Source organism: Streptomyces sp. NPDC005402 (assembly GCF_040606575.1).
In the GTDB taxonomy this organism is placed as follows: Bacteria; Actinomycetota; Actinomycetes; order Streptomycetales; family Streptomycetaceae; genus Streptomyces.
Genome location: NZ_JBEXFB010000030.1, coordinates 74909 through 100931, shown reverse-complemented (window position 1 = coordinate 100931; position 26023 = coordinate 74909). Strand labels below are relative to the sequence as shown.

The following is a 26023-nucleotide window of genomic DNA, read 5'->3' as shown; positions in this document are numbered from 1 at the left end:
CCCGCCGCCCGGTAACGGATCTTGTAGAAGTGAGGACACTTCGACCACCGCGACCGCGGATGCCCACACTCCTTAAAAAACGAACCCATCCCACGGACCAAAGAAGCCAATACAAATCCTAATAAGCTAAAACCATCCCGGAACCGTTGACAATCGCTACGACTCCACACGCTGCTGCTTAATCCACACTTCTAGCTCTGACCGCCTAAAACGAATCTTTGCATTAGAGCCGACACCAAACCGGTAGACAGGAATCCCGAGTCGTGTCACATTCTTATAGAGCCAAGAAACAGATACGCCCAGATAGTCGGCCCCTTCCCGCACATCCATGAAACCAGCGGTCGTGGATTTGACGCGCATTTACACAATCTCGATTCGTCGGCGGGCCTCATTACACTCCTAGCGAATACCATGATCCGAAGGATCCCCGGTTTGGCCAACCGGCGATCGTCGTCTATGTTGTGCACCCTGAACTGCTGTTACCCATAGGCGATGACTCAGGGCAAGCCGTGGGACTGCACGCCTTCACCTTCCCTCTCGGGCCACATTGCGCGCGTTGGCTGACGAACAGGGTGGCGACGGGAGCGCATCCACGCTTGGGAAGCGCCGCGCCTACTTCCAAGCGAACGACCGTGAAGCGATCAACTACCAGCCTCAGCGCCACGGAGCCCGCAAGCGGCGAGGTCGCGAGTTCGAGTCAAACTGGGTGCCCACGGAGCATGCTCGGCCTCCTACAGGCTGCCGACGAGATTGTGACTTCTGCCCGCTATGAGACCGGTGCCAACAGCCCTGGCTAGAACATTCCGAGTACACGGACTTGAACCATTCGAGCAAGTGAGAAATCTCCTTCCCGCACTGGCTTCTCGAACGGCGCCCGCCGGCGGGCCGAGCAGGCCCTCATGTGGGTAGTGGCCACCGCCTACCCGCTGGGCGTCAGCACGCGCAGGGTCGAGAAGCTCGCCGAGTCCCTCGGGGTCAAAAAGCTGTCGAAGTCCCAGGTCACTGCGATGGCCAAGTACCTGGACGAGCAGGTCGCCGCGTTCCGCACAGGCAGCTGGACGCCGGCCCGTATGCGTTCGTCTGGGTCGACGCGCTCACCCAGAACGTCCGCGAGCACGGCCGCATCATCAACATCCACGCCCTGATCGCGGTCGGCGTGAACGCCGACGGACACCGCGAGATCATCGGCATCGACGTCGCAACCGCCGAGGACGGCGCCGGCTGGCTCGCCTTCCTGCCCTCCTTGACCGCCCGCGGCCTGTCCGGCATCCAATTGGTCGTCTCCGACGCCCACACCGGCCTGGTGAACGCGATCGGTTCCGAGGTCGGCTCAGCCGTGGGTGGCGACACTGCCGACCCACTGATCCAGGCCGGTGGGTGAGGCCCGCCCATCTTGACCGGTAGCCACCGACTGTCAGCATGCGCTGGACGGCTGGGTAGGGTCGCGGTACCCGAGCCGGAGAGGTAGATGCATGGCCCACGAGATTGTGATCGCGCAGACGACCAGTGACAACGAGGATCAAGCGAAGGCGCTGGCTCGGGGTGCGGTCGAGAGCAAGCTGGCAGCGGGCGTTCACATCGATGCGCCTATCACCGCCTTCTACTGGTGGAAGGGGAAGGTCGAGACGGCGCAGGAGTGGCGGATCTCGTACATGACTTCAACGGACCGCCTCCCGGCACTGGAGGCGTGGCTGCATGAGAAGCATCCGTATGACGTCCCCCAGTGGGTCACACTGCCCGTGACCGGAGGGTCGGAGGCGTACCTGTCCTGGGTGGTCGAGGAGACTCACCCGCAGTAGGGCACGCCACCCGGCGTCTCACTATCACTGAGCCTGCTCGCCGGATGGCTCACGACGCGAACGCCAGCAAGTGACCGGCCAGGTCGCGCTCCATGTCGGGGAGCCAGGCAGCGATGCTCTGCGCCCGCTGACGTCCCATGGTGTTCGGCTTTGACTCCGCTGCTGCCGCGAACTGGCGCGCAACGTAGACCCCACGGTCTACGTCGCCGCCGCGCAGAAGCGCCGACGCAAGGTCCCCGAGAACCACCACTCCAGAGTCAGGCAGTTCCTTACCGAGGCGCTCGACCGCGGAGTCGGCTGTGACCGACAGTTCTTGGCGCTTGAGTTCGCCGTATACGGAAAGCGCCAGCGAGTCCATCCGGTACGGCGTCACAAAGCGGACCCACGCCTGCTCGCTCGTGTGATTCGCGAAGTCATACGCGAATCTCGCCTGTTCCAGGGCCCGGAGAGCGCCGGCATCGTCCCCTGATTGAGCCGCTTCCTCCGCGTACCGTCCCAATGCCCACGCCGCAGCGGTCGCGTTGCCATGCCCCCGCACATCCTGAGCCGCCTGTGACAACATCTCCAGCGCCTTACCCGGGGTAGCGGCACCGTAGCTCGCGTAGCCAAGCGCCAAGGCGCGCAGGGGCGGGTGCCCGGCCTCCTTCGCGCACTCCGAGGTCACCCGGTAATAGGCAGCTGCCTTATCGTGTTCCCCCAGGTCCCAGGCGACCCATCCGGCAAGGGCCGCGGTTTCCCCCGCCGCGATGGTCAGCGCTCGCTCGTGGCCGCCAGCACGGGGAAGGGCCGCCGTGATCGCGTCCAGGTGAGACTCGACCCGGTTCTGCAAACTGCGTGCGCTTTCACTCAGCTCGTCCACATGCAACTCGGCCGCGTGATCAATGAGTACAGACGCGGACTCGGAGTCGATCCTGGCTCCCTTGCTGAGCGCGTAGGCAAGTCGGCCCCAAGGCTCCGCAGCGGCAGCTGCGCCAACGATGGCGCCTCCCAGCAGTGTTCGGCGCTTCACGTCGTCCAGGTCCTCCCCTTCAGCGTCGCCCTTCTTCTTCCGCCTGACTCGGGCGGCCTTTGCCTCCCGCAGGAGCGGCTCCAACGGGACGCCGCAGGCCACAGCGATGTGCCCAAGTGTGTGGTTCGTAGGGACGTTCTCACCGTTCTCGTACCGACTGACCTCTCGGCGGGTCACCGTCCCCCGGCCCGAGGCCGCGTTGATCGCATCCGCCTGCTCATCCTGCGATCGGCCCGCATTACGACGCAGCTGACGGAGTAGTTCGGCGAACGGATCTGCTGGCATAAGTGTGACCTCTGTCGGTGGGGAATCCAATCCTGACCCCAACTCCCCCCTCTTTTTCCCCCCTTGACAAAGTTTTCCCCCTCAGGTTTCCCCTGTTCCAGATCACGACACCACGATGCGATGGGCACATGACCACGCACCAGGCAGCAACGTCTCCCCAACATGGGATGACTGACGGCGGCCCCACCGCCGCCAGCAGCGCGTCGGCCGTGTCTCCGCTGGCATCCCGTGCCTTCGAGATGGTCATGGCGCCGGCGAGTATGCACGTCGCTCAAGCACGAGGCACCACAGCGACCGTGCTGAGGCAGTGGGCCCTGCCGGACGCCCCGGCAGAGGACGCCCAGCTTGTCGTCTCAGAGTTGGTGACCAACGCGATCAGTCACGGCTCTGGGGCTGTGGGTCTGCGGGTGCGCTACGGCGACCACCGGCTCCAGATCGAGGTCACCGACGGAAGCACCACCCCGGCCAAGCGACGACGCGCAGGTGCCAACGACCTGGGCGGGCGAGGGCTGCTCCTCGTCGCACGCCTGTCACATCGGTGGGGCGTGGCCGACGGCGGCCGGACTACATATGCGGTCATTCTCACTCTTACGGAGGCACCCCCATGTCGCCGCACGGCGCAACCAATCTTGGATCCGACGTGTTGAGCCCCCTGGTCGACCGTGGTCTGGGTCTGGAGGCGCAGCCATCCGGCAGCTGGCCGAATGCTGGCCGGATCCGGGGGCGGCACAGCGGTCCCGACCCGTTGGAGCGCCTGTCGCGCAATGGGCAGTTCCGTAAGCTCCGCCAGCACTTCCATCGAGAGGCTGTCGAAAAGCGTGGCCGTCAAAGCAGCGACCGGCAGCTTCGCGTCCTGGCATACAGCTTGGTGCCGAGTCCGGGAGCCAGCCCCGACGAGGACTGGAACACCCTCCATGCCGAGGCGGAGCACCACGGCTACGCAATAGGAGCAAGGCTCCACGATGTTGCCGTACCCGTGCCCACGACGTACTTCCCTGGCTCGCGCACGGGCCGGAGCGTCTACACGCCCCCCTGGCAGCGCCCTGGATGGAGGGAAGTCGAGCGACAGATCCGAGGCGGATTCGCAGAGGGTGTGATCGTCCTCGACCGGCACAACATCAGCTCCGATGACGACGAGTACCACGCCGTGATCAAGCTCCTGGGCGAGCGCTACCAGGCGTTCGTACACCTCGTGATCCCCGAGGAGCCTACTGCGCCGACTTGAAGGCGTCCGCTGCGCTGGATGGACAAGAAGGGCTGGGGCTGGAGGCAGATCAGCGCCCAGGTCCTCCTCATCACCACCGTATTCGCCGTGCTCGCCATCACCTTCAACTTCACCTGACCAGAGGCCCACCATGACATTCGAGGGACACCCTGACCTGGCGCCACGGCTCCTGCCGCACCGCGAGCAAGGCGAGGCCCTCCTCGCCATTCAGGAGGCCGCCCCGGAACCGCCCAGTGAGGCCGGACTCGACCTCTTCGCTGTCCCCGCCGGCGAGGTGCAGGGTGGCGGCTTCAACCTCTCCCGCTTCCACCGGCTCTCCCGCCTGCCGACTTCGGGGAACGGGGCGGCCTCGGCTTCGACTGATGACCCGCAGGACGCAGCATGAAGTCGCTGTTGCATCGCGTCAGTCCCGACCAGTGGGATACCTGGTACAGCGAGGGTCGAGCCATAGACCGCCTCGTGACCGACGCCGAGGTCGACCGCTTTCTCCAGCACGTTAACCCGCACGCCGGGGCATCCGTACTCGACGTCGGCTGCGACATCGGCAGCTTCAGCCGACAGCTCTCCCGTTGGGGCTACGACGTGCTGGGCCTGGACTTCTCGCCGATCGCGATCCGGACCGAGCATCGGCAAGGCGTCAACGATCGGCTGCACTACGGTGTGCACGATTTCGACGCGGGGGCAATCCCGCCTCGACTGCAGCCCGGTTCTCTCGACCTCATCGTTTGCCGCAACATCCTGCCGTTCATCGACCACCCCCGTTTCATGGTCGACGCTCGCCGTTGGTTGCGCCCTGGCGGGCAGTTGTACGTCCTTGTTCGTGTCTGGTCCGAGCGTGGGGGCGAACCGGCCGAGAGGCCCTGGCAGCGCGGCTTCACCGAGGAACAAGTGCAGGACCTCCAGAACGGCTGGGCCGAACAGAACCGCTGCTGGCTCGGCAGACACACCGCGCTGTTCCTGTCCAACCCGCGCAACCGGACCTTGTGACCGTTCGTCGGCACCGGTGTCCACTCGTCAGCCCGGCATTTCCTTACCTCAAGTCGAGCCAGTGAGGGAGAAAGGACGCTGCCGGTCGAGTGGATGAGTGAACCGTGAGTGATCCGATTTCATCGTCCCGTCACGGTGCCTTACAGGGGTTTCCTCGATCTGGTCGCTATCCGACGTGTGCTCGCCCGCCTCGCCCGCAGCCGTCGCCCACACGGTCCGGCAGAGGAGTGCGAGTCGCCCCGCGTCACCACCCACCCACGAGCCTCAATGCGCCGTTCGAGAAGGCCGGCGGGCCCAGCCAGTACCCCGAGTGTGAACTCGATCCGGTCTCGGCCCTTTGAGTCGCGCGCAGCCGCCCTGATGAGGAGAACGAGCATGACCGTTCCCGCCCCGATTACTACACCGGCTCCGGCCGCATCCGAGATCACAGCTGGCGAGAGACAGCACGCTGGCCGCGCGCAGCGTGCGCTTCTTCTCGACCTCGACGGCGTCCTGCTCGACACCCGTCCGGTGATGCAGAAGGCGTGGCGGAAGGTGCAGGAGGCCCACGGCATCACCCTTCCGTTCACCGACTACGAGCGTCACCTGGGACGCGAGTTCGGCGACATCATGCATCGGCTGGGCGTCGCCGACGTCGACGCAGTCCGCCGGACGTACGAGACGGAATCCGCCGCCGTCGCACACCTCGTACTCGAATTCACCGGCGTTGTCGAAGTGCTCCATGCCTTCGTCTCCGCCGGCTGGCGGCTGGGCGTGGTGACGTCGAAGGACATCAACCGTGCCGCCCCGCTCCTCGCGCACCTCGGATGCCCCTTCGCCACCGTCCGCACCTCCGCTGGGCCGGGCCGGGCGAAGCCGGCCCCCGACCCGATCCTCCTGGCGTTGGTCGACCTCAGAGTCGACCCCGCCGCGGCTGTCTACGTGGGGGACATGGCGGTCGACCAGGAATCGGCGGCCCGCGCCGGTGTCGCCTACGTCCATGCCGGGTGGGGATACGGGCAGCCCACCTCGCCCGCGCCCGAGATCGTCGCCTCGCCGGAGGAACTGCTGCAACTGCTTACCTCCGCCTCGCCGTTCGTCGAGGGGAGCCTGGTGTGAGCACCCGCGCGACCGGCGGTCTGGGTCTGGTCCGCTCCGACTTCGCCGGCCAGCCCCGATGGGCTCTCGTCGGCAGCAGCGCCCTGGACCACGCGAAGGCCGACCACATCCAGACCCGGGAACTTGAGACCATCCCTGTCGATCGGCAGGAACTGCGCGCCCTAGTCGAGGACGTCATGGACGCCTTGGAACCATACGGATCCTCGCGCGCCTCCACACCGGGCGGCGTTGGCTGGCTCCACGTCCAGCACGTTCCCGTTCGGCGCTTCGTGGCCGAGATCCTGCGCAAGCTGCTGGCCCTGGAAGCCTGGGAGCCGTTCGCGACGACTCCGGGGCCCCTGGGGCTCGCCCCGTACGAGGGGCTCGTCGGGCTTCGTACCAGCAGCTCGCGGGAGTACCTCGCGTACACCGTCACGTGGTCCGGCATCGCCTATTTGCTCGGGGCAGCAGCTCCGCACAACCCGACCCGCTCCGCCCAGTTACGCAACCGCTCCCGTTCCAGCACGGCGAACACGGAGCCGAGCCCGCTCCCTGCGGACCTGCAGCAGCGAGACGTCGTGGCGCTGTCGTGGACCTCTCGGCATGCGGCCACCCTGATGCCGGTTCTCGCTGAACTGGAGCGCGATGGACGGACGAACCTGCTGCTCGATCTCGCCACCGATCCTGCGGAGCGGTGCTCCCCGTCGGCGGCGTCGGGCATCGACCTGCGCTCGGCGCCGAGCGGCCTCTTCGCCCCCTCCGGCACTGCCGAGGGCCTGCATCTGCCCGACGACGAACACGTCGTCCGCGTCAAGGGATATAGCCTCCAACTCGCGCGTCTCGTACGGCTCTTGTCCGTACTCCTCGAAACCAGCGGCGGGTGCACTCAGCCGTCATGGCGGACACTGCTCCGAGCAGAAAGCTGGCTCGACGGTGTCCTGTCCGCGACCCGGCCGCACACCGTCCTCCTGAGCAACGACACCAGCCCGCTGGGCGCACTGGCCGCGCACGCGGCCGAGCGTCACGGCGCGAACACGGTCCACGTCCAGCACGGAGCGTGGACGGCAGAGTCGGTCGCCTGGCCGGCACTACACAGCCGCGACATCGTCGTCATGGGCGAACGGGACCTCCTCCTGGCCCGAGCGTGGGTCCGCCACCCCGCGGGCGAGGTACACGTGTTGGGACAGCCTCGCTTCGACGCGCTGGCCGCCCTCGGCCGTGAGGCACAGCGGCGGTACCTGGAGAAGGTGCTGGCTCCGGGCAACCGCCGCGCCCCTGCCCGGATCGCGGTGTGGGCCTGCCAGCCGTTCAGCCCCGGTCACCTCAAGACCCAGGCGGACCTCCTCCTGGACGGCCTGAGTGCGGCGGACGGCGACTGGGGTCTCGTCATCGCTCCGCACCCGGCGCAGGACCCCGGTGCCTTCGCCACGTTGCTGAAGCAGGACGGAGGGCCGCTCGTGGCCGTGGCCGACCCGCGGGTCGGCGCGCGGGGCTGCCTCGCCGGGGCCGACGCTCTGGCGAGTGCGTACTCGACGTGCGGGATCGAGGCCGCGCTGCTCGACGTCCCGGTCCTCGAAATCGGCACGCCGGGCGAACGCACGCTGGACCTATCCGGCCACGGCCTCGCGACCCGGTGCCACAACGCCGTTGATGTCGCCGAAGCGCTCTCCGCACTGCTTGAACCGGGCACGCCCGTTCCGAAGACGGCCATGGACGCGGTGTGCCGGTGGCGCGGCGACAGCGCGGCCCAGGTCGCTCGCCTCATCACCCAGCGCGCCGAAGCCAGCGCCAGATCATCCGACCACGTCCACCACGATGCCTCCGGCGCGACCTCTGCGTCGCCCCAGGGCGAAGGAGTTCCTGCCCGATGACACACCTCACCGCCGACAGCATGGCCGAGCTGTTCTCCGGCGCCATCACGCTGGCCAAGTCCGGCGAGAAGGTCAGCCCCCGGGGCATGGCCACGCGGGAAGTCCGTGACGTCCACCTGCTGCTCACCCAGCCGCGCGCCCGCCTGCTCTACGCTCCCCCGGCCCGGATCGTGAACCCGGCCTTCGCGGTCGCCGAGACCGTCTGGCACCTCTCCGGCTCCGACGACCCGTGGATCTTCGACTACAACGCGCGGCTGCGGCAGTACGCCGACGACGGCGTACTGCTCGGCGCTTACGGGCCCAGGATGCGGAACTGGGGCGGCAAGGTGGACCAGCTGGCCCGTGTCGTGGAGATCCTCAAGGAGGACCCCGACTCCCGGCGGGCCCTGATCCAGCTCTACGACCCGGCCCAGGACGCCGCAGGGCACAAGGACGTGCCCTGTACCCTCGGCTTCCGCTTCCACCTGCGCGACGGCCGCCTGCACATGGCGACCATGATGCGCGGCCAGGACGTGTGGATCGGCATGCCGTACGACGTGTTCTTCTACACCGTGCTGCACGAGCTGGTCGCCGGGTGGCTCGACGCGGAGCTGGGCGAATTCCACCTGCATGTCGGCTCGCTGCACATCTACGACGAGCACGTCGCGCAGGCCGAGCTGCTGACCTCACTCGCGGCGAGCCCGCTCATGCCCGAGCTGCGAACACCGTGGACGCGTTTCGACGCCCTGCTCGACCAAGTCGAGGCCCGCGTCGTGACCGGCCACCCCGGCTGGGACACGATGGTCGAGACGCTGCGCAGCTACCGGCTGTGGAAGGACGGTGAGCGCGAGCAGGCTTGGCGGGCGGCCGACAAGATCGACGGCCCTCTCGGCCAGGCCCTCACCGCCTGGTACGGAGAACTGAAGCGGCGCTCGACCCAGCCCGCCGCGACGGCCGGGGCGAGGTGACCGCCGCCATGAAGCGCACGCCTTCGGTCGTCCTCGGCCTGTGCTCGTACACCCACGACTCGTCGGCTGCCCTCCTCGTGGACGGCGAATTGGTCGGCTTCGTGGAGGAGGAGCGCCTCTCCGAGCAGAAGCACACCAAGCTCTACCCGTCCCGGGCCATCGAGTGGCTGCTCGGCCAGGCCAAACTCACCGCCGCCGAAGTGGACGCCGTCGCCTACAACTTCCAGCCCGCCCGCTACCTCGCCGAGTCGCCCGCCGCCCTGCGCCTGGCGCTGTCCCCGGCGATACGCGAGCGAAGTCTGGCCCGAGCACACGGGTTCGCCAAGGTGGCCGTGCGCACCCAACGGCGCCTGCGCATCCTCGGCCGACAGTTCCCCTCTGCCCGTGTCGCGCCGATCCTGCACCACCGCGCCCACCAGCTCACCGCCTTCGCCGCCTCGGGCTGGGACGAAGCCGCCGTACTGGTGGTCGACAGTCTCGGCGAGCGGCAGACCACCACTATCGCCCGCGGCCACGGCACACATCGCCCCCGCACACAGACCCTGGAAGCGATCAACGACCCGGCCTCCCTGGGGTACGTGTACGGCGCCGTCACCGAGCACCTGGGCTGGCACCGGGGCGACGAGGAAGGCACCGTCATGGCGCTGGCCGCCCTTGGTGACCCCGCCCGCTTCCGCCACCTGTTCGCCCAGGCGGTCCGCACGACGGCTACGGGCTTCCGCATCAATCCCGGCTACTTCCCCGCGCGCACCCTCACGTCGGGATACCCGAGAACATCCCGGCAGTTCGTCGCCGAGACCTGCCCCGAACGGCACCCGAGCGAGCCGCTCACGGATCTCCACCGGGACCTGGCGGCTGCTCTCCAGGAGCGGACCGAGCAGGTGATGGTGCACCTTGCCCGCCGCGCTCGCGTGCTCACCGGCTCCCGACGCCTGTGCGTGGGAGGCGGTGTCGCCACGAACTGCGTGAGCATCGGGAAGATCATTGAGGCCGGCATCTTCGACGAGGTCTTCGTGCCGCCCGCGCCCGGTGACGCCGGTACCGCGATCGGCGCCGCCCTCGCCGTACATGTCGACGGACGCAGCCCCCGCCCTCTGGCAGGCGTCGCCCGCAGCTGCTACCTCGGCCCCTCCTACGAGGACCAGCCCCTCGACCTCACGCCCTGGCCCGGCCTTCACCAGAAGACCCTGGGCATCGAAACTGCTGAGTTCCTCGCCGACCAGCTGGCCCATGGCACGATCGTCGGCCTGTTCCAGGGGGCCGTGGAAGCCGGGCCGCGCGCCCTTGGCAATCGGTCGATCCTCGCTTCCCCACTGGAGCCCGGCGTCGTCGAGCGCCTGAACGCCACCGTGAAGTTCCGCGAACCCTTCCGGCCCTTCGCCCCCATGGTCCTGGCCGAGCGCGCCGGCGAGTTCTTCACGCTCGGGCAGCAGGCGCCGTACATGTCCATGGCCTCTGGGGTGAGGGACAAGACGCGCGAGCGCGTGCCGGCCATCGTGCACGCCAACGGCACCTCCCGCCTGCAGACCGTCACCAGGTTGCAGAACCCGTTCATGCACGCGGTCCTGACCGCCTTCGGCCGCCGTACCGGCGTACCCGTGCTGATCAACACCTCCCTCAACGTCAAGGGAAAGCCGATCTGCGGGACGCCCGAGATGGCGTTGGACTGCCTGGCCAACTCCGGACTCGACGCCCTGCTCCTCGAAGGGCGGTGGATCACCAAGTGAAGATCGGATACAGCTTCTGGGGCTTCCTCGGCAACGGCGTCACCGACACGCCGGACGGGGGACGCAGCCACCGGCGCCCCTTCATCGACGCCCTCATCGCCCGCGGCCACGACATCGTCTTCCTGCAGGCCGACCGCGACCGCCTCGAAGCCGGCGACGACCTCGGTGGCGCGTACACCTTCGACGACGGCACCCAGGGCATCGACGTCCTGTTCCTGGAATGGCGCTGGGCGATCACCGGCCGCAACACCACGGTCTGCGGGACCGAGGGGCACACCTGCGACCTGCACCGCCAGGCCCAACTCATCAAGCACTACACCGTGCGGCACCGGACGCCCACCGTGATCTGGGACAAGGACCGCACCCTGCGGGCCGAGAGCATGTGGCGGCGTACCGCCCACACCCTCGTCTGCGAGGCCGCCCTCGCGCCGACCCTGGACGCGCGCTCCCTCCTCTTCCCCGTCGCCGACGACCTCATCGCCCAGGCAGACCCCGCCACCCTCGCCGCGCGGCCTCGGGACCTCGCGCTCGGTTACGTGGGCAACCAGTACGACCGCGACGAGCCCTTCGACCGCTTCTTCGCCCCGGCCGCCGCCCGAGTCGAACACCTGGTCGCCGGGAAGTGGACGAAGACCGACCGCTGGCCGGACGTCCACTTCGTCGGCCGAATCCCCTTCGAAGCCGCCGCCGACGTCTACGGCCGGTCTCTGGCCACGGTCCTCATGCTGCCCGAGCGGTACGCCGTCGTCGGGCAGATGACGCAGCGCATCTTCGAGGCCGTGCTCGCCGGGTGCCTGCCCTTAGTCCCGGCGGACGTCCGCTTCGCGGACCGGTTCGTACCGGAGGAGCTGATCGTGCGCTCCGGCCGAGACGTCATCGAGCGGCTGTCATACCTCCGCGAGATCGCCGGCACTCAGCAGCACGCCGACCTGATCGCGGCGTGCGTGGACCGCCTGCGCCTGTTCGGCCTGAACAAGCAGGTCGACACCCTCGAATCCGCACTGCACGGGCTCGTCCAGACCACGGCGACCGAGCGGGGAGCTGCCTGATGGAGTCCGCTCGACAGGCTCAGACGCCTGGCTCATCAGAACGTGTCCGGGGTGATGGCTCCGCCGCACACCCGAACCTCTCTACGCTGGAGCACCATGAAGAAGGTCGCCATCGTCGGCTGCGGAGGCAGCGGCAAATCCCACGTGGCCCGCGAACTGGGCAGGATCCTCGACGCCCCGGTGACGCACCTGGACGCCGCGTTCTACGACGACGAGTGGAACGCGCTGCCCATGGACAAATTCACCGAGGTGCAACGCGAGCTGGTCGCGAAGCCGCGGTGGGTGATCGACGGCAACTACAACTCGACGCTGCCGGTGCGGCTCGAAGCCTGCGACACGGTGATCCTGATGGACGTGTCGACCGTGGCGGCCCTGTACGGGATCTTCTCCCGGCAGATCCGGCACGGGGCCGGGCACAAGGGCAACGGCGTACACAACCGCATCCACTGGGGTGTGATCAAGTACGTCGCCACGTACCGCCGCAAGATGCGCCCCCGGGTCATGGCGAAGATCGAGGAGTACGCCGCCGGCCGAGCCGACGTGGTCCTGCTGGCCAACCGGCGCCAGACGCGCCGCTGGCTGCGGAAGGTGGCCGCCGAGCAGTCCTGAACGGCCCGCGCCCCCGGAGCGGGGGTGCGGCATGAACGGGCCCAACCCGTTCCTGGACCCCGCCCGCCGGCATGAGCTGTACGGTCTCGCCTCCCGGCTGGCCGGACGGACCAGCGCCCTGATGCGCGCGAAGACGTCCGGTCGCCCCGTGCCCGAGACGATCGTCAGCTTGGTGCAGGCCCACCACGCGCATCCGAACCGCCTCGGCATGGTGCTCGACATCGGTTGCGGTCGCGGCACGAGCACCCTGGCCATCGTCGAGCAGCTGAGGCCCCGGCGCGTCATCGGCCTGGATGCCGCCCCCGCCCTGCTCGTCCAGGCCCGCGCACGCTCCGAGGAACTGCCCGACACCGTGGCGGAATTCGTCGAAGGGGACTTCCACGGCCTCCCGCTGCCCGCCGGGTCGTGCGATGTCGCCGTCGCCGCGTTCTGCCTCTACCACTCGCCGCGGCCGAACGATGTCATCGCGCAGATCGCGAAAGTTCTGGCCCCCGGGGGCCTGGCCGTACTCGTCACAAAGGGACTCGACAGCTACCGGGAGATGGACCAGCTGGTCACTGCGGCCGACCTCGATGTGCGGGCCGAGAAGCACGAGAGCCTCTACACCGCCGCGCACAGCGGCAACCTCGCCGCCCTGGCCACCTCCTCGCTCGAGGTGATCGCCACCCTGGACGAGGAGCACACCTTCACCTTCGACGGCCACGACCACCTCGCGCAGTATCTCGCCACCAACCCCAAGTACGACCTCGCGCCCGGCCTGTACGGAAACCCCGGGGCCCTGGCAGCGACCTTGCACGAGTTCCTTCCGGACCAGCCGCTGACCACTCGGTCCCTCATCACCTTCGTCGTCGCACAGGCGAAGGAGGAGCCAGCATGACCCTCCCACCGTTCACCAAGCACTACGAGACACTGGAGCGCGCGGCGGGAGCTGTCCGCCACTACCGGTGGATCAAAGAGCACGCGAAGCCGCTGCGACAGCCGGCCCTTCACGAGATCGGACCGGCCAGTCTGGCGTTCGAGCGGGTCGAAGGCCGCTCCGTACGCCCCGACGACCTGCCGCGCATGGCGGAACTGCTGGGCCGCGCACACGGTGCCGCATGGCACAGCGCCCTTCAGTCGGCATCGCTGGGCACTCCGCACCACTTCAACGACGGCACGCCGTTCGACGACTACCTCGGCCCGCGGGAGATCGCGCTCCGGCGACGCCACGAGCAGGGCTACCTGCCGAACAAGACGGCCCTGTACGCGATGCTCGGCCTGCTGAAGGGGACCGCGCAGGGACCGCTCGCCTTCTACAAGGACAGCAACCCCCGGAACTTCATCATCACCGCGCCCGGGGACATCGTCACCGTCGACACCGACGACCTGTCCCTAGCCCCGATGGGATACGACCTCGCCAAGCTCATCGCGACACTCCACCTGACGTACGGACCACTCACGGACCAAGCCGTCAACGCCGCCCTCTGCGCGTACAACACGGCGGCCGGATGCTACGGCTCCCGGCTCGACGCAACGAACCGCGAACGCCTCGACGACTTCCTGGCCCTGCACGCCGTCCTGACCGCCCCGTACGTCGGGCGCAACGGCTACCACTGGCCGCTCCGCTCCCACCTCCGAGGAACCCCATGATCACCACCGAACTCGTCTTCGTACGGCACGGCCAGGCCCAGTGCAACGCCGACGGCCTTGTCGGGGGCCCGCGCACCTGCACCGGACTGACCAACCTCGGGTACGCCCAGGCCGAACAGGCCGCGCGCCGCTTGGCCACCGAGCACCTGAAGAGGCCCTTCGACATGGTCTACGCGGGCCCGCGGATTCGCCTCGTCCAGACCGGCGAGATCATCGCCCAGACGCTCCAGGTTCCGCTGCACTTCGACGACCGGCTCGACGGGCCCGTCCACGGCGATGCTGACGGCAAACCTTGGGATGCGGTGAAGACAGCCGCCAACGGTGGCCCGCATGTGCACCCCGACAGTTCCTGGGCCGCTGGCTCCGACACCTGGAACGGGTACTTGAAGCGCGCCAGCAAGAACCTGAGTCAGCTCATCGAGGAGAACGAGGGGAAGCGCATTGTGTTCGCGGCCCACGGAGAGACGGTGATCACCGCGCACACCCTGCTCCTCGACATCCCGATCGGCTCGCCGGCGGGCTTCATGCACAACCACGCCTCAATCACTCGCTGGCAGCACCACCGCAACCGCCTGGGCCAGACCCGCTGGATGCTCGATCGGCACAACGACACCGAGCACCTCAGTCTCCTCACACCGGAGCCGACCCCGTGATCGCCACATCGGACGACCCCCGGATCCAACTGGCGCACGATCTCCTCGGCGCCGTCGAGATCGCGCCGGACCCCCTGCTCCCTCCCCGGGTCGTGCGCGTGGTGGCCGACGACGGGCAGCACTTCATCGCCAAACAGCACGCCGAGCCCGGCCGATACGCGAGGGAACTCCACGCCTACCGGACCTGGGGCACCCACCTGACCGGCCACGCGCCGAAGCTGGTCGGCCGTGACGACGCCACCCGCACCCTTCTGCTGACCGCGCTCGCAGGCGATCGGGCGGACACCGCGGCCCCGGGCTCACCTGAGGAGGAACTGGCCCATCATGAGGCCGGCCACGTCCTCGGCAAGCTCCACCGGGCAACCGCCATGCCCCAGGGCGGCGCCGTCGGCGCCGCGCTCGCCGAACGCCTCCAGAGCTGGATCGACCGGGCCGCTCACGTCGGCCTCATCGACACGGCCGAGCGGAACCTGCTGAAGCACCACGCGGCCATCCTGGGCCACAGCCTCATGGACAGCGCGATCTGCCACCTCGACTACCAGCCGCGCAACTGGCTGATCGGCGATGCCTTCGGCATCTGCGACTTCGAGCACATGCGATGCGATGCCCGCGTCCGCGACTTCGCCCGGCTCGAATTCCGCCGCTGGCAGGCCGCGCCCCACCTGCGAGCCGCCTTCCTCGACGGGTACGGCCGCCCGCTGACCGACACCGAGCGGCGCCTTCTGGTGTCCTTCGGCGCTATCGAGGCGACCACCGCCCTGGTCAAGGGCCACAAAGAGAACGACCTCGCCCTGGGCGCGCACGGCCGAACCGTCCTGTCCCGCCTCACCTGACTTCCTCCCTTCGATCACCTTCCTGGAGATTCACGTGCCGCAGCACGAGCAGCACCCGACCACCGCCGCCCCGCGCCGGGCTGTGGTGACCGGCTCCGCCGGATTCATCGGCTCCCACCTCGCACACGCCCTCGTACAGGCCGGCACCACCGTCATCGGCGTTGACCGCCGCGACCCCTCCGCCGACGCCACGGCCATCGCCAATCTCGCCTCCCTGCGCGGTATCCCGGGGTACCACCACATCACCGCCGACCTCCTCAACTGCGCGATCGACCCACTCCTGATCGACGCAGACGCGGTCTTCCACCTCGCCGGCATTCCCGGCGTACGGCCCTCCTGGGGGCCGCAGTTCAGCGACTACCTCGCGTCTAACGTGCTGGCCACCCACCGGGTCCTGGAAGCCTGCACCCGCATCGGCGTCCCGCGACTGGTCGTTGCGTCCTCCTCCAGCGTCTACGGGCCGACCGACGGCGGCGCGAGTGTCGAGGCCGACCGTCCGAAGCCGGCCTCCCCGTACGCCGTGACCAAACTGGCCGAGGAACAGCTCTGCCTCGCCTACGCCGAGCGCCCCGTCGGTCCCAGCGTCGTCGCCCTGCGGTACTTCACCGTGTACGGCCCCCGCCAGCGCGCCGACATGTTCACCCACCGCGCCCTGCAGGCCGCTCTGACCGGACAGCCGCTTCGCCTGTACGGAGACGGTCACCAGCGACGCGACTTCACCTACATCGCTGACGTGGTCGCCGCCACGATCGCCGCAGCGACCGTGCCGACAGCGCAGGGCACGATCAACGTTGGCGGCGGGTCGAACGCATCGCTGCTGGAAGTGATCAACATTGCCACCAGCCTAACCGGCCGCGACATCCAGCTCCAGCAGGACCAAGCGCGCAGCGGTGACGTCTTCCTGACCCGCGCCGACCCCAGCCGTGCCCGAGAAGTCCTCGGGTGGCAGCCGCGAGTCGACCTCCACAACGGCCTGCGCGCCCACATGCAGGCCCTGGCCGCTCAGGTCCCCAATTACAGCCGAGCAGCGTAACCCCGCGGCCCGGAGCCCGAGAGGAAACGCAATGGAGAGTCCCGAGCGAGCGCGGCTGGACGCCTATTTCCGGCAGATCACGACGCAGTTCCCCGCCGGCGACGCGATCACGACGCTCATCATCACGCATCTGCTCCCCGAACGGCCGGCGTTCCTGCGGGCCATGACCGCGGTGTCCACGGTCGGGGCCGTGCTACCGAAACCCCGATCGATCCACCAGTCGACCCTCGACGCCGTCCGCCGTACCTTCCCCGTCCACGACCTGACGCGAAAACGGTTCACCGACAACACTCAGGCCCTGGACTACCTGGAGGACATAGCGGGCGGCCGGGACGTCGTCCTGGTGGATATCGGCGGCTACTTCGCGGCAAGCCTCGACACACTCGTGGGTAAGTTCTCCGGCCGCATCCTCGGCATCGTCGAGGACACCGAGAACGGACACCAGCGGTACGCCGCCCTCGACAAACTGCCGTGCCCGGTCGTCTCGGTGGCCCGCTCCCCGCTCAAGGACTGCGAAGACCACCTCGTCGGCCGCTCGATCGTGTTCTCTACCGAAGCCCTCGTCCGCGCCCGCGGGGACATCCTCACCAGCCGCAACGCCTGCGTCATCGGCTTCGGCAAGATCGGCCGCGCCATCGCCCAGACCCTGCGCGCCCAGGACCTGCGCGTCACCGTGTACGACAGCGATCCGGTCAAGCGAGTTCAGGCGCACTCCCTCGGCTTCCGCACCAGCACCTCCACCGCCGAGGCCGTAAGCGACGCGGAACTCGTCCTGTGCGCCACCGGCAACCTCGCCCTGCGGCAGGGCGACTTCGCCGCCCTACGCAATGGCGCCTACCTCGGATCGGTGACCTCATCCGAGGACGAGCTCGAACTCGGAAGCCTCCACGACCTCTACCAGCGCAGCCCTGTCAGCGCCCAGTTGACGCGATACGAGGTCACCGGCCACTACTTCTACGTCCTCGCCGACGGCGGTGCCGTCAACTTCGTGCACGGCGCTGCCGTCGGCGCGTACATCCACCTCGTCCAGGCCGAGATACTCGCCGCCACCGCCGCGCTCAGCCACACCCGCTTCCAGCCCGGACTGCACGAGATGCCGGCGGCAGACCGCGACGCCATCGCCAGAACCTGGCTCCACTACTTCGAAAGGTGACCTCAGTGCCTCCCGCCGTCGACCACATCCGCTCCGTCGCCGAGGCGTACCTCGCCCGCCACTCGGACGAACGCGACTCCCTCACCCTGCTGTTCGCCGCGCTCGCCGCCGCAGACGACCCCACGAACCGCAAGACGTTCCCCGCCCACGTGACATGCAGCGCCATCGTCATCAACGGCGCCCGGCACATGCTGCACATCGTGCACAAGACGTCCGGAAAACTGCTGGCGCCCGGCGGCCACAACGAACCGGATGACCGGCACCTGCGCGACGCCGCCCTGCGCGAACTGCACGAGGAGGCAGGCATCCCGCCCAGCGCCGTCGTTCCCCTCTCCGGCTTCGAGGACGTTCCCCTCGACATCGACGTTCACACCATCGACGCGAACCCCTCGAAGGACGAGCCGGAACACCACCACGTGGACTTCCGCTGGGTCTTCCTTCTCGGCGCAGGGCACGCGGTGACCCTCCAGGAAGAGGAGGTCGACGGCTACGAATGGCGGCCGTTCACGAGCGCCGCCTCGCCCACCGTCCGCTCCAAGCTCGCCCTGCTGCCCTGAAGGCCCACCCCTACCCGACCACCAGGAGGACGCCGTGGCCGCCACCACAGCTCTGACTCCCGGCGCCACACCGCGCCGGCACGTCGCTGTCATACCCTGCCGCTGGGGCGCTTCGCGCTTTCCCGGTAAACCATTGGCTCGCCTCGGCGAAAAGCCGCTGCTCTGGCACGTCCACCAGCGCTGTCTGGAGGCAAAACGTCTCGACGGAGCCATCGTGGCGACCGACGACGAACGCATCGAAGCGGCGTGCCGCCAGCTGGGCATCGAGTGCATCCACACCGGTAAGCACCTCACCGGCACCGACCGCGTCGCGGAGGTCGCCGAGCGCCTGCCGGCCGACGCGTACATCAACGTCCAGGGGGATGAACCGTTCATCTCGCCGACCGCCATCGACGCCATCTCCGAGGCCCTGGAGTGCCTGCCACCGGGCGCGTTCGCCGTGAACGCGTACACCGAACTCGTCGACGTCGGCGCCGTCCTGGACCACAACGTCGTCAAGGTCGTTGTCTCTGCCCGAGGCGAGGCCCTGATGTTCTCGCGCCAGCCCATTCCCTATCCGAAGGGCGACCGACCGAAGTACCTCCGCCAACTGGGCCTCTACGGCTTCACCGGCCCAGCTCTCCGTCGCTTCCTACAGCTCCAGCAAGGGCCCCTGGAGCGCACCGAGGGAGTGGAGATGCTGCGCTTCGTCGAACACGGCCACGCCGTGCAGATGGTCCCTGTCCTGGACGACGGCGTAGCGGTGGACACCCCTGAGGATCTAGCGCGAGCCGAGAGCCTCCTCGCCCAGCACGCATGCCTAACAGCTGGCGCGACGGGGCGGCCTGTCGGCCCTTGAGGTGAGAACGATTTCCTTCCGCCGCAGGAACTGACGGCCGCACATGCAGGACATCCTTCGGGACTCCACTGGCCAAGACCAACCCGCCCCAGGAAACATGAACGCGCTGCGCCCGGACGGCGCCTGACCCAAACCGCCCCTCGCCGCCGTGCCGCATCCGGTCCCCGAAACGCGCCCGCTGAGTCCGACCTGCCCCAGAACGGCCCTCACCCGTTCTGGTTGCCCGGCTGGTATCGATCCCGACGATGAACGTCTACAAGGGCGGCGAGGTCGTGCAGACGATCGTCGGCGCCAAGCCGAGGGCTGCCCTGGAGCGTGAACTCGCCGACCACCTCGGCTGAGTGGCCACAAACGAAGGACCGGCCCCTCGACGTGCACCCTTGCCATACGACAGCGCAGATGGCGGCTGCAGCTGTGGCGCCTGGCTAGCCAGTGCGCCGACCGTCGGCGGCAGGATCGCGCGTACCCTGTTCAGGCCGTTGTAGTACGGCTCTGGAACCGACCTGCTCCGCGAACGCCGCGCTGATCAGCCTCTTCCAAGGGGAACCCTTGGTCGCCAGCATCAGGAGCTGAGTCCCCCGGCAGTCGCTCTGAGAAGCGAACCCAGGTCTTCGGCCATTGCGAGCAGGGTCCGGTCCGAGTGCGCCGGTCCGACGAGCTGCACACCGATCGGGAGACCGCTCGCGTTTCGCGCAACAGGCATGACCAGGCTGGGCAGACCAACGTGGCTAGTGAGGTTGGCCCAGCCGGTCTGGTCGAAGAAGCTCCGCTCGACGCCGTCGACCGTGAGAGCCCGGGTACCGGCCAGGATCGCCGCGGTGGGAGCGGCGGGGGTGATGACGACATCGTGCTCAGCGTCGGCGAAGAACCGGTGCCACGTCTCCCGAAGGCGGAGACGCTCCTCGTTGGCGCGGAGCCAGGCACGGTGTGTCTGCGTTCGGTGGCGGAGGAAGGTGGCCCGTGGGCTGGCGTCATCCTCGTGCAGGTCACGCGCCGCCGCGAGTTCGGCCGCTCCAGCTTCATCGTCGGTGGCGGCCGTCGCGGTGGCATGGAGGAGTTGCTCGAAAAGGCGGAGCGAGCCAGCGAAGCCGACCGGTCCCGTGGTGCGGCGGACCTTCGTGCCCGAGGAGGCCAGCGCCTGCTCGACAGCGGCGAGAGCATCGGCAGTCTCACGGTCGACGGGGCAGCTCGCGTCCTCGGCCCACACCGCTACGCGGAGCTGGCCGACTGCGCGGCGCGCCATGGGCAGTTTCACGAGCCACGGGCTGTTTTCGGCGGGTGACGGTGTCGTCAGCGCGTCGAGGAACAGGTCGAGGTCCCGGGCGTGGCGTGCCAGAGGGCCCGGGGTAACCATGTCGCTGCTGGTGATCCATCCCGGCGGGCGGGGTATGTGGCCGCGAGCCGGGACGAGTCCATGCGTGGGGCGCAGGCCGTAGACCCCGCAGTAGTGAGCCGGAAGCCTGAGTGAACCGGCGAGGTCGCTGCCGAGGTCGGCGGGAGTCAGGTGGGCGGCGACTGCGGCGGCGGGGCCGCCGGAGGAGCCGCCGGCAGTGCGCCCAGGATCGTGGGGGTTGAGCGTGCGGCCGAACAGGCTGTTGTCGGTGTGCAGGTCCTGGCAGTACGCCGGCGTGTTCGTCTTGCCCATGATCACGGCGCCTTGGTGGCGAAGCCGGGCGACCGCATCGGCGTCGCGTGCGGGGACGTGATCCGCCAGATCCTCGGCGCCGCTGGTGGTGCGCAGGCCGGCCGTCTCGAAGCTGTCCTTGATCGTGAGGGGAAGGCCGTCGAGGGTCCCGCTGCTCTCGTTGCGGGCACGACGTTCGTCTGCTGCTCGCGCGGCGGTCCTGGCCGCGTCGTCGTCGCGGGTGACGACGGCGTTGACGTGGCTGGCGTCGATCCGGGCAAGGTGGAGGTCGAGCAGCTCACGGCTGGAGATCTCGCGGCGATCCAGGGCTTGGAGCTGGACGTGTGCGGGCTGGCGGGTGAGGTCGGTCGTCATGGGGAGACTCGCTCAAAGTGGGGGGCTCGTGCGGGCTGCCGGGGCAGGTGGCGAGCGACGTCGAGGAGAGCGTCGATGTCGTCCATGGGTCGGCTGGTCTGACGTTCGGAGTCGGCAAATTCGGTGAGCTGGTCGGGCGCCGGTCGGGTGCCTTCGGCCCGGGCGGCGATTCCAGCGACGGTCTGGTCGGCTGTGACAGCTGCAGACAGCTCCTGGCCGTGAAGCCCTCGGGCCCGGTGATGGGCTTCGCTGGCCTCACGGACCGCGGCGTCGAGGTATTGGCGGATCACGAACCGGCCGTCCCGAATCTCGACTGCTCGGCGGTAGAGCCGGACCGAGATGCGGCGCAAGCGACGCCTCTGGGCCGGGTCGACTCGGTCGATCGGCAGCTCGATCTCGGGCGCTTCGCTGTAGAACGCCAGCCACAGGGGGCGCAGGCCGTAGTAGCTGCGGTACTGCTTGATCCGGTACTGGACGCTCTGGGCCTGGTCGCTGATGGTGGGCACGAGCCAGCCGATGAGCGTGAGCATGGCGCCGACATCACCGCAGGTCCAGGCGAAGCCCTCCCAGTCTTCGAGGGAGGTGTCGAAAGCGCCGGCGATCACGTTGCCGATGCGGACCGCGCTGTATCCGAGGGTGACGGTGGCCCCGAGGGCGACAATGCGCAGGCCGACGCGGACGGACCCGCGGGTGCTGCGGCGGGCCAGGCGCCAGCAGGCGCGGGCGAGGAACAGCTCCCCGATGGTGTAGGCCGTGACGTACACAGTGAGGTACGCGGCGTACCAGTCGTCGTGCGCGTAGTAGAGCGTGAAGTCGATCGGATGAGGCGCGCTGGGCGTCAGCAGGGCAAACAACACCAGCAGTCCGGTGATCACCGCGAAACCGGCTCCGAGCCACCGGTGGCTCCGCCGGCGAGCGACTTCGGGCGGGCAGCCCCAGTACGTGAGAACCACCTGCTGGCAGGCCAGGAGCGCGACCACGCAGCCTTGCGCGAGGGGCACGGAGAGGTTGACGGTGCCGAGGACTCGGTCGAGGTAGTTCCACATCGGTGTGATGGAGAACAGGAACGACAGTCCTGACAGCAGGAAAACGGCGGCCAGCGCGGTGGAGGCGGGGTCTCGGCGGCGGGTTGGCACGTCGCGCAGGAGGCAGAGGAAGCCGAGCGTGGCGACGACGAGGCTGATCGGATGAAGCAGGTCCTTCACCGCCGGGCCTCCCGTCGGCGCAGCAGCGTGTGCGTCACCCGGTCCTGTACCTCGTCTCCGGAGGACTCGTCGCTGCGCAGCCACCGGTCGATGATCCGGCGCTGGAGCAGCGAAGCGAGGAGTTCGGTGTCCCGCTCCTCGTCCTCCTCGTACTTGGTGCGCCCCAGCATCATCTGCACGGTGGCCGGGTCCACGCTGGTGATGAAGGTCGGGGCCAGCGCGGACACCGGCCGGTTCTCGTGGTGGCCGAGCAGGAGGTGGCTGAACTCGTGGGCGATGATGTGGTCCTGGTGCAGGGAACTGGTCCGCGGGTCGTAGAACACGTGGACGGCACTCTCCGTGACGGCGCATGCCCCGCACACCGCGGGCGCCTGCTCCCGGGGCTCTAGGACCACCTTCCGTCTCGTGCGACGGGAGACCTCGTCACTGAGATCGCGGACATTAGTGACGTGCGGGAGCTTCAGCTCGGCCAGAAGGTCAGGCCGGCGCAGCCTACGTGCAGACCACATTACTTTTCCTTGATCACTCGCTGAACTAAGCCGTTTTACGCGCCAGTTGAGGGCGGCAACCCCTCGGATTTTCTTACGCTCTCAACGATCCCCAGGACGGCATCTTTTCCGTCCGCAGAGACGTCAGATAGACGAAGAAGAACGTTCTTGATCTTCGCGTCGCGAAGCAATGCGAGCAACTCAAGCTCCTGCACGGTCTTTTCAGCGACGGCATCGTCGAACCAATAAGCGGGATCCACCCCGAAAAACCCTGCGAGTGCTTCGAGGTGACGCTTCGTCGGGTTATCGCGCTGCCCCGTCCGAAGGAGCCACAGGTACTGGGCCGACAGCTTGCCCAGGCCCCGCTTCTCCATCAGTTCGGCCACTTCAGCGTTGCTGAAGGGGCCGCGATCGGGCGGGTGCACCGTATCGAACAGGCGGTTTAGGCGGTCCATGAGCCCCTTGGGGTTCACCTGGCCTTCGTTCGGTTCTTTCATGATCCTTTCCTGGGCGGGCTCCGTGGTCACTTCAACCACCCTACCTCGCAATAAACACCAGTTGACGAGCCGATCCCGGATATGGAAAGTTCTTCCTCGCCAGCACGTCTCTGCGTGGCGAGCCCCGTCTGTTTCAGGTCGGCCTGTCCGTTTTATCGGCAGGAGCACGCCTGGCGACGTGGCGTGAGCCACGTTCACCCAGCGGCATACGTCACGTCTGGCGCACAGACATTTTGATCTTCGACCGGAAAGCGTGGAGGCGGCAGTGGATACCCTTCGTCCACGTCGCATTTCCGTCGCTGGGAATACCAGACACCCACTTAAATCCGGACACAATGACGTTATCTTGGCGTTCGGGGCAACCGCGGCAACGGTGCTCCTCGACGCCGGAGGGCGACCCGCATCGAGCCCCACAGGCGGCTCCGGCTGCGGATCGCGCGGGGACTCTCTGCAATCAGTACAGAGTTTAAGAACCAAGACTGGATCTTGAGACGGGCCCGTGCGTATGTTCGTCGTCCCCGGGCAGCCCGCCCGCAACGATGGACGCGAGGAGCCCGCGAGCACGGACCGGACCGAGTAGGTCCCGTAACAGCGACGGCGCCCGAGAGCGGTAACTCCCGGACGCCGAACGCTAAGTGGCACGTCCGCCCCGGCAAGGGCGGAGATTGCCCACCATCACCACGCTGAGTCCTTCCAGGGGCGCACCAGCGTGGCAACACTGCAAAGGGGAGTATCGCATGTCTCCTGCCCTGCGCAAAAGGCCCTTCTACCTGGCCTGCGCGGCAGCCACCTCCGTCTCGGCACTTCAGCATCCCGAGCCGGACCACACCATCCCGGCCCCGGCGCGCCGCCGGCCCCGCCCGCTCATCGAGAGCGGCCGATGAGCGGCGAAGCCCGCGATTGGGTGTGGGAGCACAGCTCCAGCCGGGGAGCGGCGCGCCTGGTCATGCTGTCGATCGCAGACCGAGTGGCCGACGAGCAGTGCGTCTCCTGGGCCTCGCTGTCCAGCCTGGCCAAGCGCACGAACGCTTCCGTGTCCACGGTGCGCGAGGCCATCGACCGCCTGGTCGACGCCGGCGAGCTGGAGCAGCTCGACGACCTCGTCGGCCCTCAGCGCAGCACGGTCTACCGCCTGCCTCTCGCCACCGAAGCGGTCGCACAGGCCCTGCGAGCGCAGCAGCAGGGCGACGAGGGGGACAGCGACACGCCAGCGTCAGGCGAACCAGCTGCCCCTCTGAAACTCCGGCTCTCAGCTCTGCGCCGGTTCGGAATCCGCCCGCGTGAGGTGCCGGAATCATCCGCGACGGTCCGGAAACCGGCAGTACCGGAAACCAGCAGGGCCCGACGGAAACCGCCACCTCGACGTACCGAAAACCGGCACAGCGATGTACCGGAAACCGGCACACAGAACCGTAGTGAACCGGATCTGAACCGTAGGTACAGCAGTGGTGGTGCTGCCCTCCTCTCGGCTGCCGAGTGGCAGGTCGACCCTGCCACCCACGCCTGGACCCGCCAGCAGGGACACCTCGATCGCCTCGGCAAGCAGGGCCTGCAGGCAGCCGACGCGAAGTGGCGTGCCCACCGGGCCGACTTCAAGCCGAGGCCAGCGGATGCTTGGGCTGCCGACTGGCGCTCCTGGGTCGCCCGGGAGCACGCCCCGGGTCGCCCGAACCTCTACGCCGTGCCCGGCAAGGGCCCCGCCGCGCCGGGCGGCATGACGCGGGCCGAGGCCCACACCGCCGCCCTCCTCGCCGCCCTCGACGAGCCGACCGGAACGGAGTAGCCACACCGTGGACCGCCGCGAAATCGCCGCCCTGCTGGCCTACATCGGCCGACTCGACCCCCGCACCATCCGCACCGACCAGGGCGAAGCCCGCGACCAGCTCGCCCAGTGGCACGAGCTGCTCGGCGACGTACCGATGGCCACCCCGCACGGCTGGGACGCCCGCGTCGCCGCCCGCCAGCACATCCGCACCTCGCCGTACCAGATCCTGCCCGCGGACGTCGCCCGCCCCTGGGAGAGCTACCGGCTCGACCGCCTAGCCCGGCACTCCGACCCCACGCCGTCCGCCGATCCGGACGACCAGGCCGCGTGGACCGCCGAGTTGGTTGGTACCCGCCGCGCCGTCGCCGCCGGCACCGCGCAGCCCGCGCAGGCCCGGGCGATCACCAGCAGTCGTGACGGGGTCGACCCGAGGCTGGAGGCGCGGCTGCGGGAGATCGGCTCCTGCATACCGCCCGCCGCCCGAGCCGCCCTCGCGCCTTACCGGCCCGCCCGAGCCGCCCGCGAAGCAGCCGTCGCCCTGGGGCAGCCCGACGCCCTGATTGTCCGGTGCGAGTGGTGCCTGGCCCAGCCCGGCGAGCCGTGTCGTCGCCGCCGGATTGGTCTCGACGACGGGGTACGTGCCACCGCTCCGCGCGCCACCCCGCATCCCGGCCGTCTCGACCTTGCAGCCGCCCAGCAGGGCCGGCCGACGGAGCAGGTCCAGCAGCCCGCCATGGCCTGACCGGAGCGTCCGGCGCCTGTATCCCGTCCGATGCAGCGCCATCCCA

At 68.5% G+C, this 26023-nt stretch carries 28 protein-coding genes and 2 pseudogenes; 24 read left to right on the top strand and 6 right to left on the bottom strand.

The genetic code is table 11. The annotated features are described in order from the left end of the window. Positions 1-156: 156 nt before the first annotated feature. On the bottom strand, positions 157-330 hold the full coding sequence (locus ABZT02_RS39610) for a helix-turn-helix domain-containing protein (protein WP_356026781.1): 174 nt from the start codon (positions 328-330) through the stop codon (positions 157-159). A gap of 517 nt (positions 331-847) precedes the next feature. Between ABZT02_RS39610 and ABZT02_RS39605 the strand changes: the two are divergent. Both ABZT02_RS39605 and cutA read left to right on the top strand, forming a co-directional pair. After that, positions 848-1356: pseudogene (locus tag ABZT02_RS39605) on the top strand (transposase); the annotation flags it as partial. 116 nt (positions 1357-1472) lie between these two features. Further along, a complete protein-coding gene (gene cutA, locus ABZT02_RS39600; RefSeq protein ID WP_053748156.1) occupies positions 1473-1799 on the top strand; it encodes a divalent-cation tolerance protein CutA in 327 nt (108 codons plus the stop codon). A 49-nt stretch (positions 1800-1848) separates the two neighbouring features. Here cutA and ABZT02_RS39595 read toward each other — a convergent pair whose 3' ends face one another. Next, complete coding sequence (locus ABZT02_RS39595) at positions 1849-3093, bottom strand: helix-turn-helix transcriptional regulator (protein ID WP_356026768.1); 1245 nt, start codon at positions 3091-3093, stop codon at positions 1849-1851. A 128-nt stretch (positions 3094-3221) separates the two neighbouring features. Here ABZT02_RS39595 and ABZT02_RS39590 point away from each other — a divergent pair, with 128 nt between their 5' ends. From ABZT02_RS39590 to ABZT02_RS39500, 19 genes and pseudogenes are all read left to right on the top strand, one after another. Continuing rightward, positions 3222-3740 carry an ATP-binding protein gene (locus ABZT02_RS39590; protein ID WP_356026766.1) on the top strand — a complete coding sequence of 173 codons (519 nt, stop codon included), beginning with the start codon at positions 3222-3224 and terminating at the stop codon, positions 3738-3740. Then, positions 3698-4318 carry a hypothetical protein gene (locus tag ABZT02_RS39585; RefSeq protein ID WP_356026764.1) on the top strand — a complete coding sequence of 207 codons (621 nt, stop codon included), beginning with the start codon at positions 3698-3700 and terminating at the stop codon, positions 4316-4318. Before ABZT02_RS39590 ends, ABZT02_RS39585 begins: the two co-directional genes overlap by 43 nt. 130 nt (positions 4319-4448) lie before the next feature. Then, a complete protein-coding gene (locus tag ABZT02_RS39580) occupies positions 4449-4703 on the top strand; it encodes a hypothetical protein (protein ID WP_356026762.1) in 255 nt (84 codons plus the stop codon). Further along, on the top strand, positions 4700-5305 hold the full coding sequence (locus ABZT02_RS39575) for a class I SAM-dependent methyltransferase (RefSeq protein ID WP_356026760.1): 606 nt from the start codon (positions 4700-4702) through the stop codon (positions 5303-5305). The genes ABZT02_RS39580 and ABZT02_RS39575 overlap by 4 nt, the downstream gene beginning before the upstream one ends. Before the next feature lie 375 nt (positions 5306-5680). Further along, on the top strand, positions 5681-6403 hold the full coding sequence (locus tag ABZT02_RS39570; RefSeq protein ID WP_356026758.1) for an HAD family hydrolase: 723 nt from the start codon (positions 5681-5683) through the stop codon (positions 6401-6403). Further along, complete coding sequence (locus ABZT02_RS39565; protein WP_356026756.1) at positions 6400-8253, top strand: hypothetical protein; 1854 nt, start codon at positions 6400-6402, stop codon at positions 8251-8253. The genes ABZT02_RS39570 and ABZT02_RS39565 overlap by 4 nt, the downstream gene beginning before the upstream one ends. Continuing rightward, a complete protein-coding gene (locus tag ABZT02_RS39560) occupies positions 8250-9200 on the top strand; it encodes a thymidylate synthase (RefSeq protein ID WP_356026754.1) in 951 nt (316 codons plus the stop codon). Before ABZT02_RS39565 ends, ABZT02_RS39560 begins: the two co-directional genes overlap by 4 nt. Positions 9201-9208: 8 nt before the next feature. Continuing rightward, on the top strand, positions 9209-10927 hold the full coding sequence (locus ABZT02_RS39555) for a carbamoyltransferase C-terminal domain-containing protein (RefSeq protein ID WP_356026752.1): 1719 nt from the start codon (positions 9209-9211) through the stop codon (positions 10925-10927). After that, positions 10924-11976, top strand: a complete 1053-nt coding sequence (locus ABZT02_RS39550; protein WP_356026750.1) for a hypothetical protein — start codon at positions 10924-10926, stop codon at positions 11974-11976. Before ABZT02_RS39555 ends, ABZT02_RS39550 begins: the two co-directional genes overlap by 4 nt. Before the next feature lie 96 nt (positions 11977-12072). Further along, positions 12073-12585: a topology modulation protein gene (locus ABZT02_RS39545; RefSeq protein WP_329295952.1), complete on the top strand. Its 513-nt coding sequence runs from the start codon at positions 12073-12075 to the stop codon at positions 12583-12585. A gap of 31 nt (positions 12586-12616) precedes the next feature. Next, positions 12617-13462 (top strand): class I SAM-dependent methyltransferase, encoded by an 846-nt coding sequence (locus tag ABZT02_RS39540; protein WP_356026747.1) that lies wholly within the window; start codon positions 12617-12619, stop codon positions 13460-13462. Continuing rightward, entirely contained in the window at positions 13459-14214 is a 756-nt protein-coding gene (locus ABZT02_RS39535; protein WP_356026745.1) for a phosphotransferase, read from the top strand. The genes ABZT02_RS39540 and ABZT02_RS39535 overlap by 4 nt, the downstream gene beginning before the upstream one ends. Then, on the top strand, positions 14211-14867 hold the full coding sequence (locus ABZT02_RS39530) for a histidine phosphatase family protein (RefSeq protein ID WP_356026743.1): 657 nt from the start codon (positions 14211-14213) through the stop codon (positions 14865-14867). Before ABZT02_RS39535 ends, ABZT02_RS39530 begins: the two co-directional genes overlap by 4 nt. Then, the gene (locus ABZT02_RS39525) at positions 14864-15700 is read left to right on the top strand and encodes an aminoglycoside phosphotransferase (protein WP_356026741.1); all 837 of its coding nucleotides are present in this window, start codon (positions 14864-14866) and stop codon (positions 15698-15700) included. The genes ABZT02_RS39530 and ABZT02_RS39525 overlap by 4 nt, the downstream gene beginning before the upstream one ends. A 34-nt stretch (positions 15701-15734) precedes the next feature. Beyond that, positions 15735-16733: an NAD-dependent epimerase/dehydratase family protein gene (locus ABZT02_RS39520; RefSeq protein ID WP_356026739.1), complete on the top strand. Its 999-nt coding sequence runs from the start codon at positions 15735-15737 to the stop codon at positions 16731-16733. A 31-nt stretch (positions 16734-16764) separates the two neighbouring features. Next, positions 16765-17886: an adenosylhomocysteinase gene (locus ABZT02_RS39515; RefSeq protein ID WP_356026737.1), complete on the top strand. Its 1122-nt coding sequence runs from the start codon at positions 16765-16767 to the stop codon at positions 17884-17886. A 5-nt stretch (positions 17887-17891) separates the two neighbouring features. Then, a complete protein-coding gene (locus tag ABZT02_RS39510) occupies positions 17892-18443 on the top strand; it encodes an NUDIX domain-containing protein (protein WP_356026735.1) in 552 nt (183 codons plus the stop codon). A gap of 34 nt (positions 18444-18477) precedes the next feature. Then, a complete protein-coding gene (locus ABZT02_RS39505; RefSeq protein ID WP_356026733.1) occupies positions 18478-19281 on the top strand; it encodes a 3-deoxy-manno-octulosonate cytidylyltransferase in 804 nt (267 codons plus the stop codon). Positions 19282-19508: 227 nt separating this feature from the next. Continuing rightward, a pseudogene (locus tag ABZT02_RS39500) lies at positions 19509-19622 on the top strand (thiol reductase thioredoxin); the annotation flags it as partial. A 221-nt stretch (positions 19623-19843) separates the two neighbouring features. On the opposite strand, the gene ABZT02_RS39495 reads toward ABZT02_RS39500, so the two are convergent. From ABZT02_RS39495 to ABZT02_RS39480, 4 genes are read right to left on the bottom strand one after another with little or no spacing between them, the layout of a single operon-like run. Then, the gene (locus ABZT02_RS39495; RefSeq protein ID WP_356026731.1) at positions 19844-21280 is read right to left on the bottom strand and encodes an amidase family protein; all 1437 of its coding nucleotides are present in this window, start codon (positions 21278-21280) and stop codon (positions 19844-19846) included. Further along, the gene (locus tag ABZT02_RS39490; protein ID WP_356026729.1) at positions 21277-22485 is read right to left on the bottom strand and encodes an MAB_1171c family putative transporter; all 1209 of its coding nucleotides are present in this window, start codon (positions 22483-22485) and stop codon (positions 21277-21279) included. Before ABZT02_RS39490 ends, ABZT02_RS39495 begins: the two co-directional genes overlap by 4 nt. Next, on the bottom strand, positions 22482-22994 hold the full coding sequence (locus ABZT02_RS39485; protein ID WP_356026727.1) for a hypothetical protein: 513 nt from the start codon (positions 22992-22994) through the stop codon (positions 22482-22484). The genes ABZT02_RS39490 and ABZT02_RS39485 overlap by 4 nt, the downstream gene beginning before the upstream one ends. Positions 22995-23029: 35 nt before the next feature. Then, the gene (locus ABZT02_RS39480; RefSeq protein ID WP_356026725.1) at positions 23030-23500 is read right to left on the bottom strand and encodes an XRE family transcriptional regulator; all 471 of its coding nucleotides are present in this window, start codon (positions 23498-23500) and stop codon (positions 23030-23032) included. Positions 23501-24207: 707 nt separating this feature from the next. Between ABZT02_RS39480 and ABZT02_RS39475 the strand changes: the two genes are divergently transcribed. Genes ABZT02_RS39475 through ABZT02_RS39465 form a run of 3 tightly spaced genes read left to right on the top strand, consistent with a single transcriptional unit; the run spans position 24208 to position 25977 of the window. Then, complete coding sequence (locus ABZT02_RS39475) at positions 24208-24354, top strand: hypothetical protein (protein WP_356026723.1); 147 nt, start codon at positions 24208-24210, stop codon at positions 24352-24354. Continuing rightward, positions 24351-25253: a helix-turn-helix domain-containing protein gene (locus ABZT02_RS39470; RefSeq protein ID WP_356026721.1), complete on the top strand. Its 903-nt coding sequence runs from the start codon at positions 24351-24353 to the stop codon at positions 25251-25253. The genes ABZT02_RS39475 and ABZT02_RS39470 overlap by 4 nt, the downstream gene beginning before the upstream one ends. Before the next feature lie 7 nt (positions 25254-25260). Beyond that, positions 25261-25977, top strand: a complete 717-nt coding sequence (locus ABZT02_RS39465; protein ID WP_356026719.1) for a hypothetical protein — start codon at positions 25261-25263, stop codon at positions 25975-25977. The last annotated feature ends 46 nt before the right edge of the window (positions 25978-26023 follow it).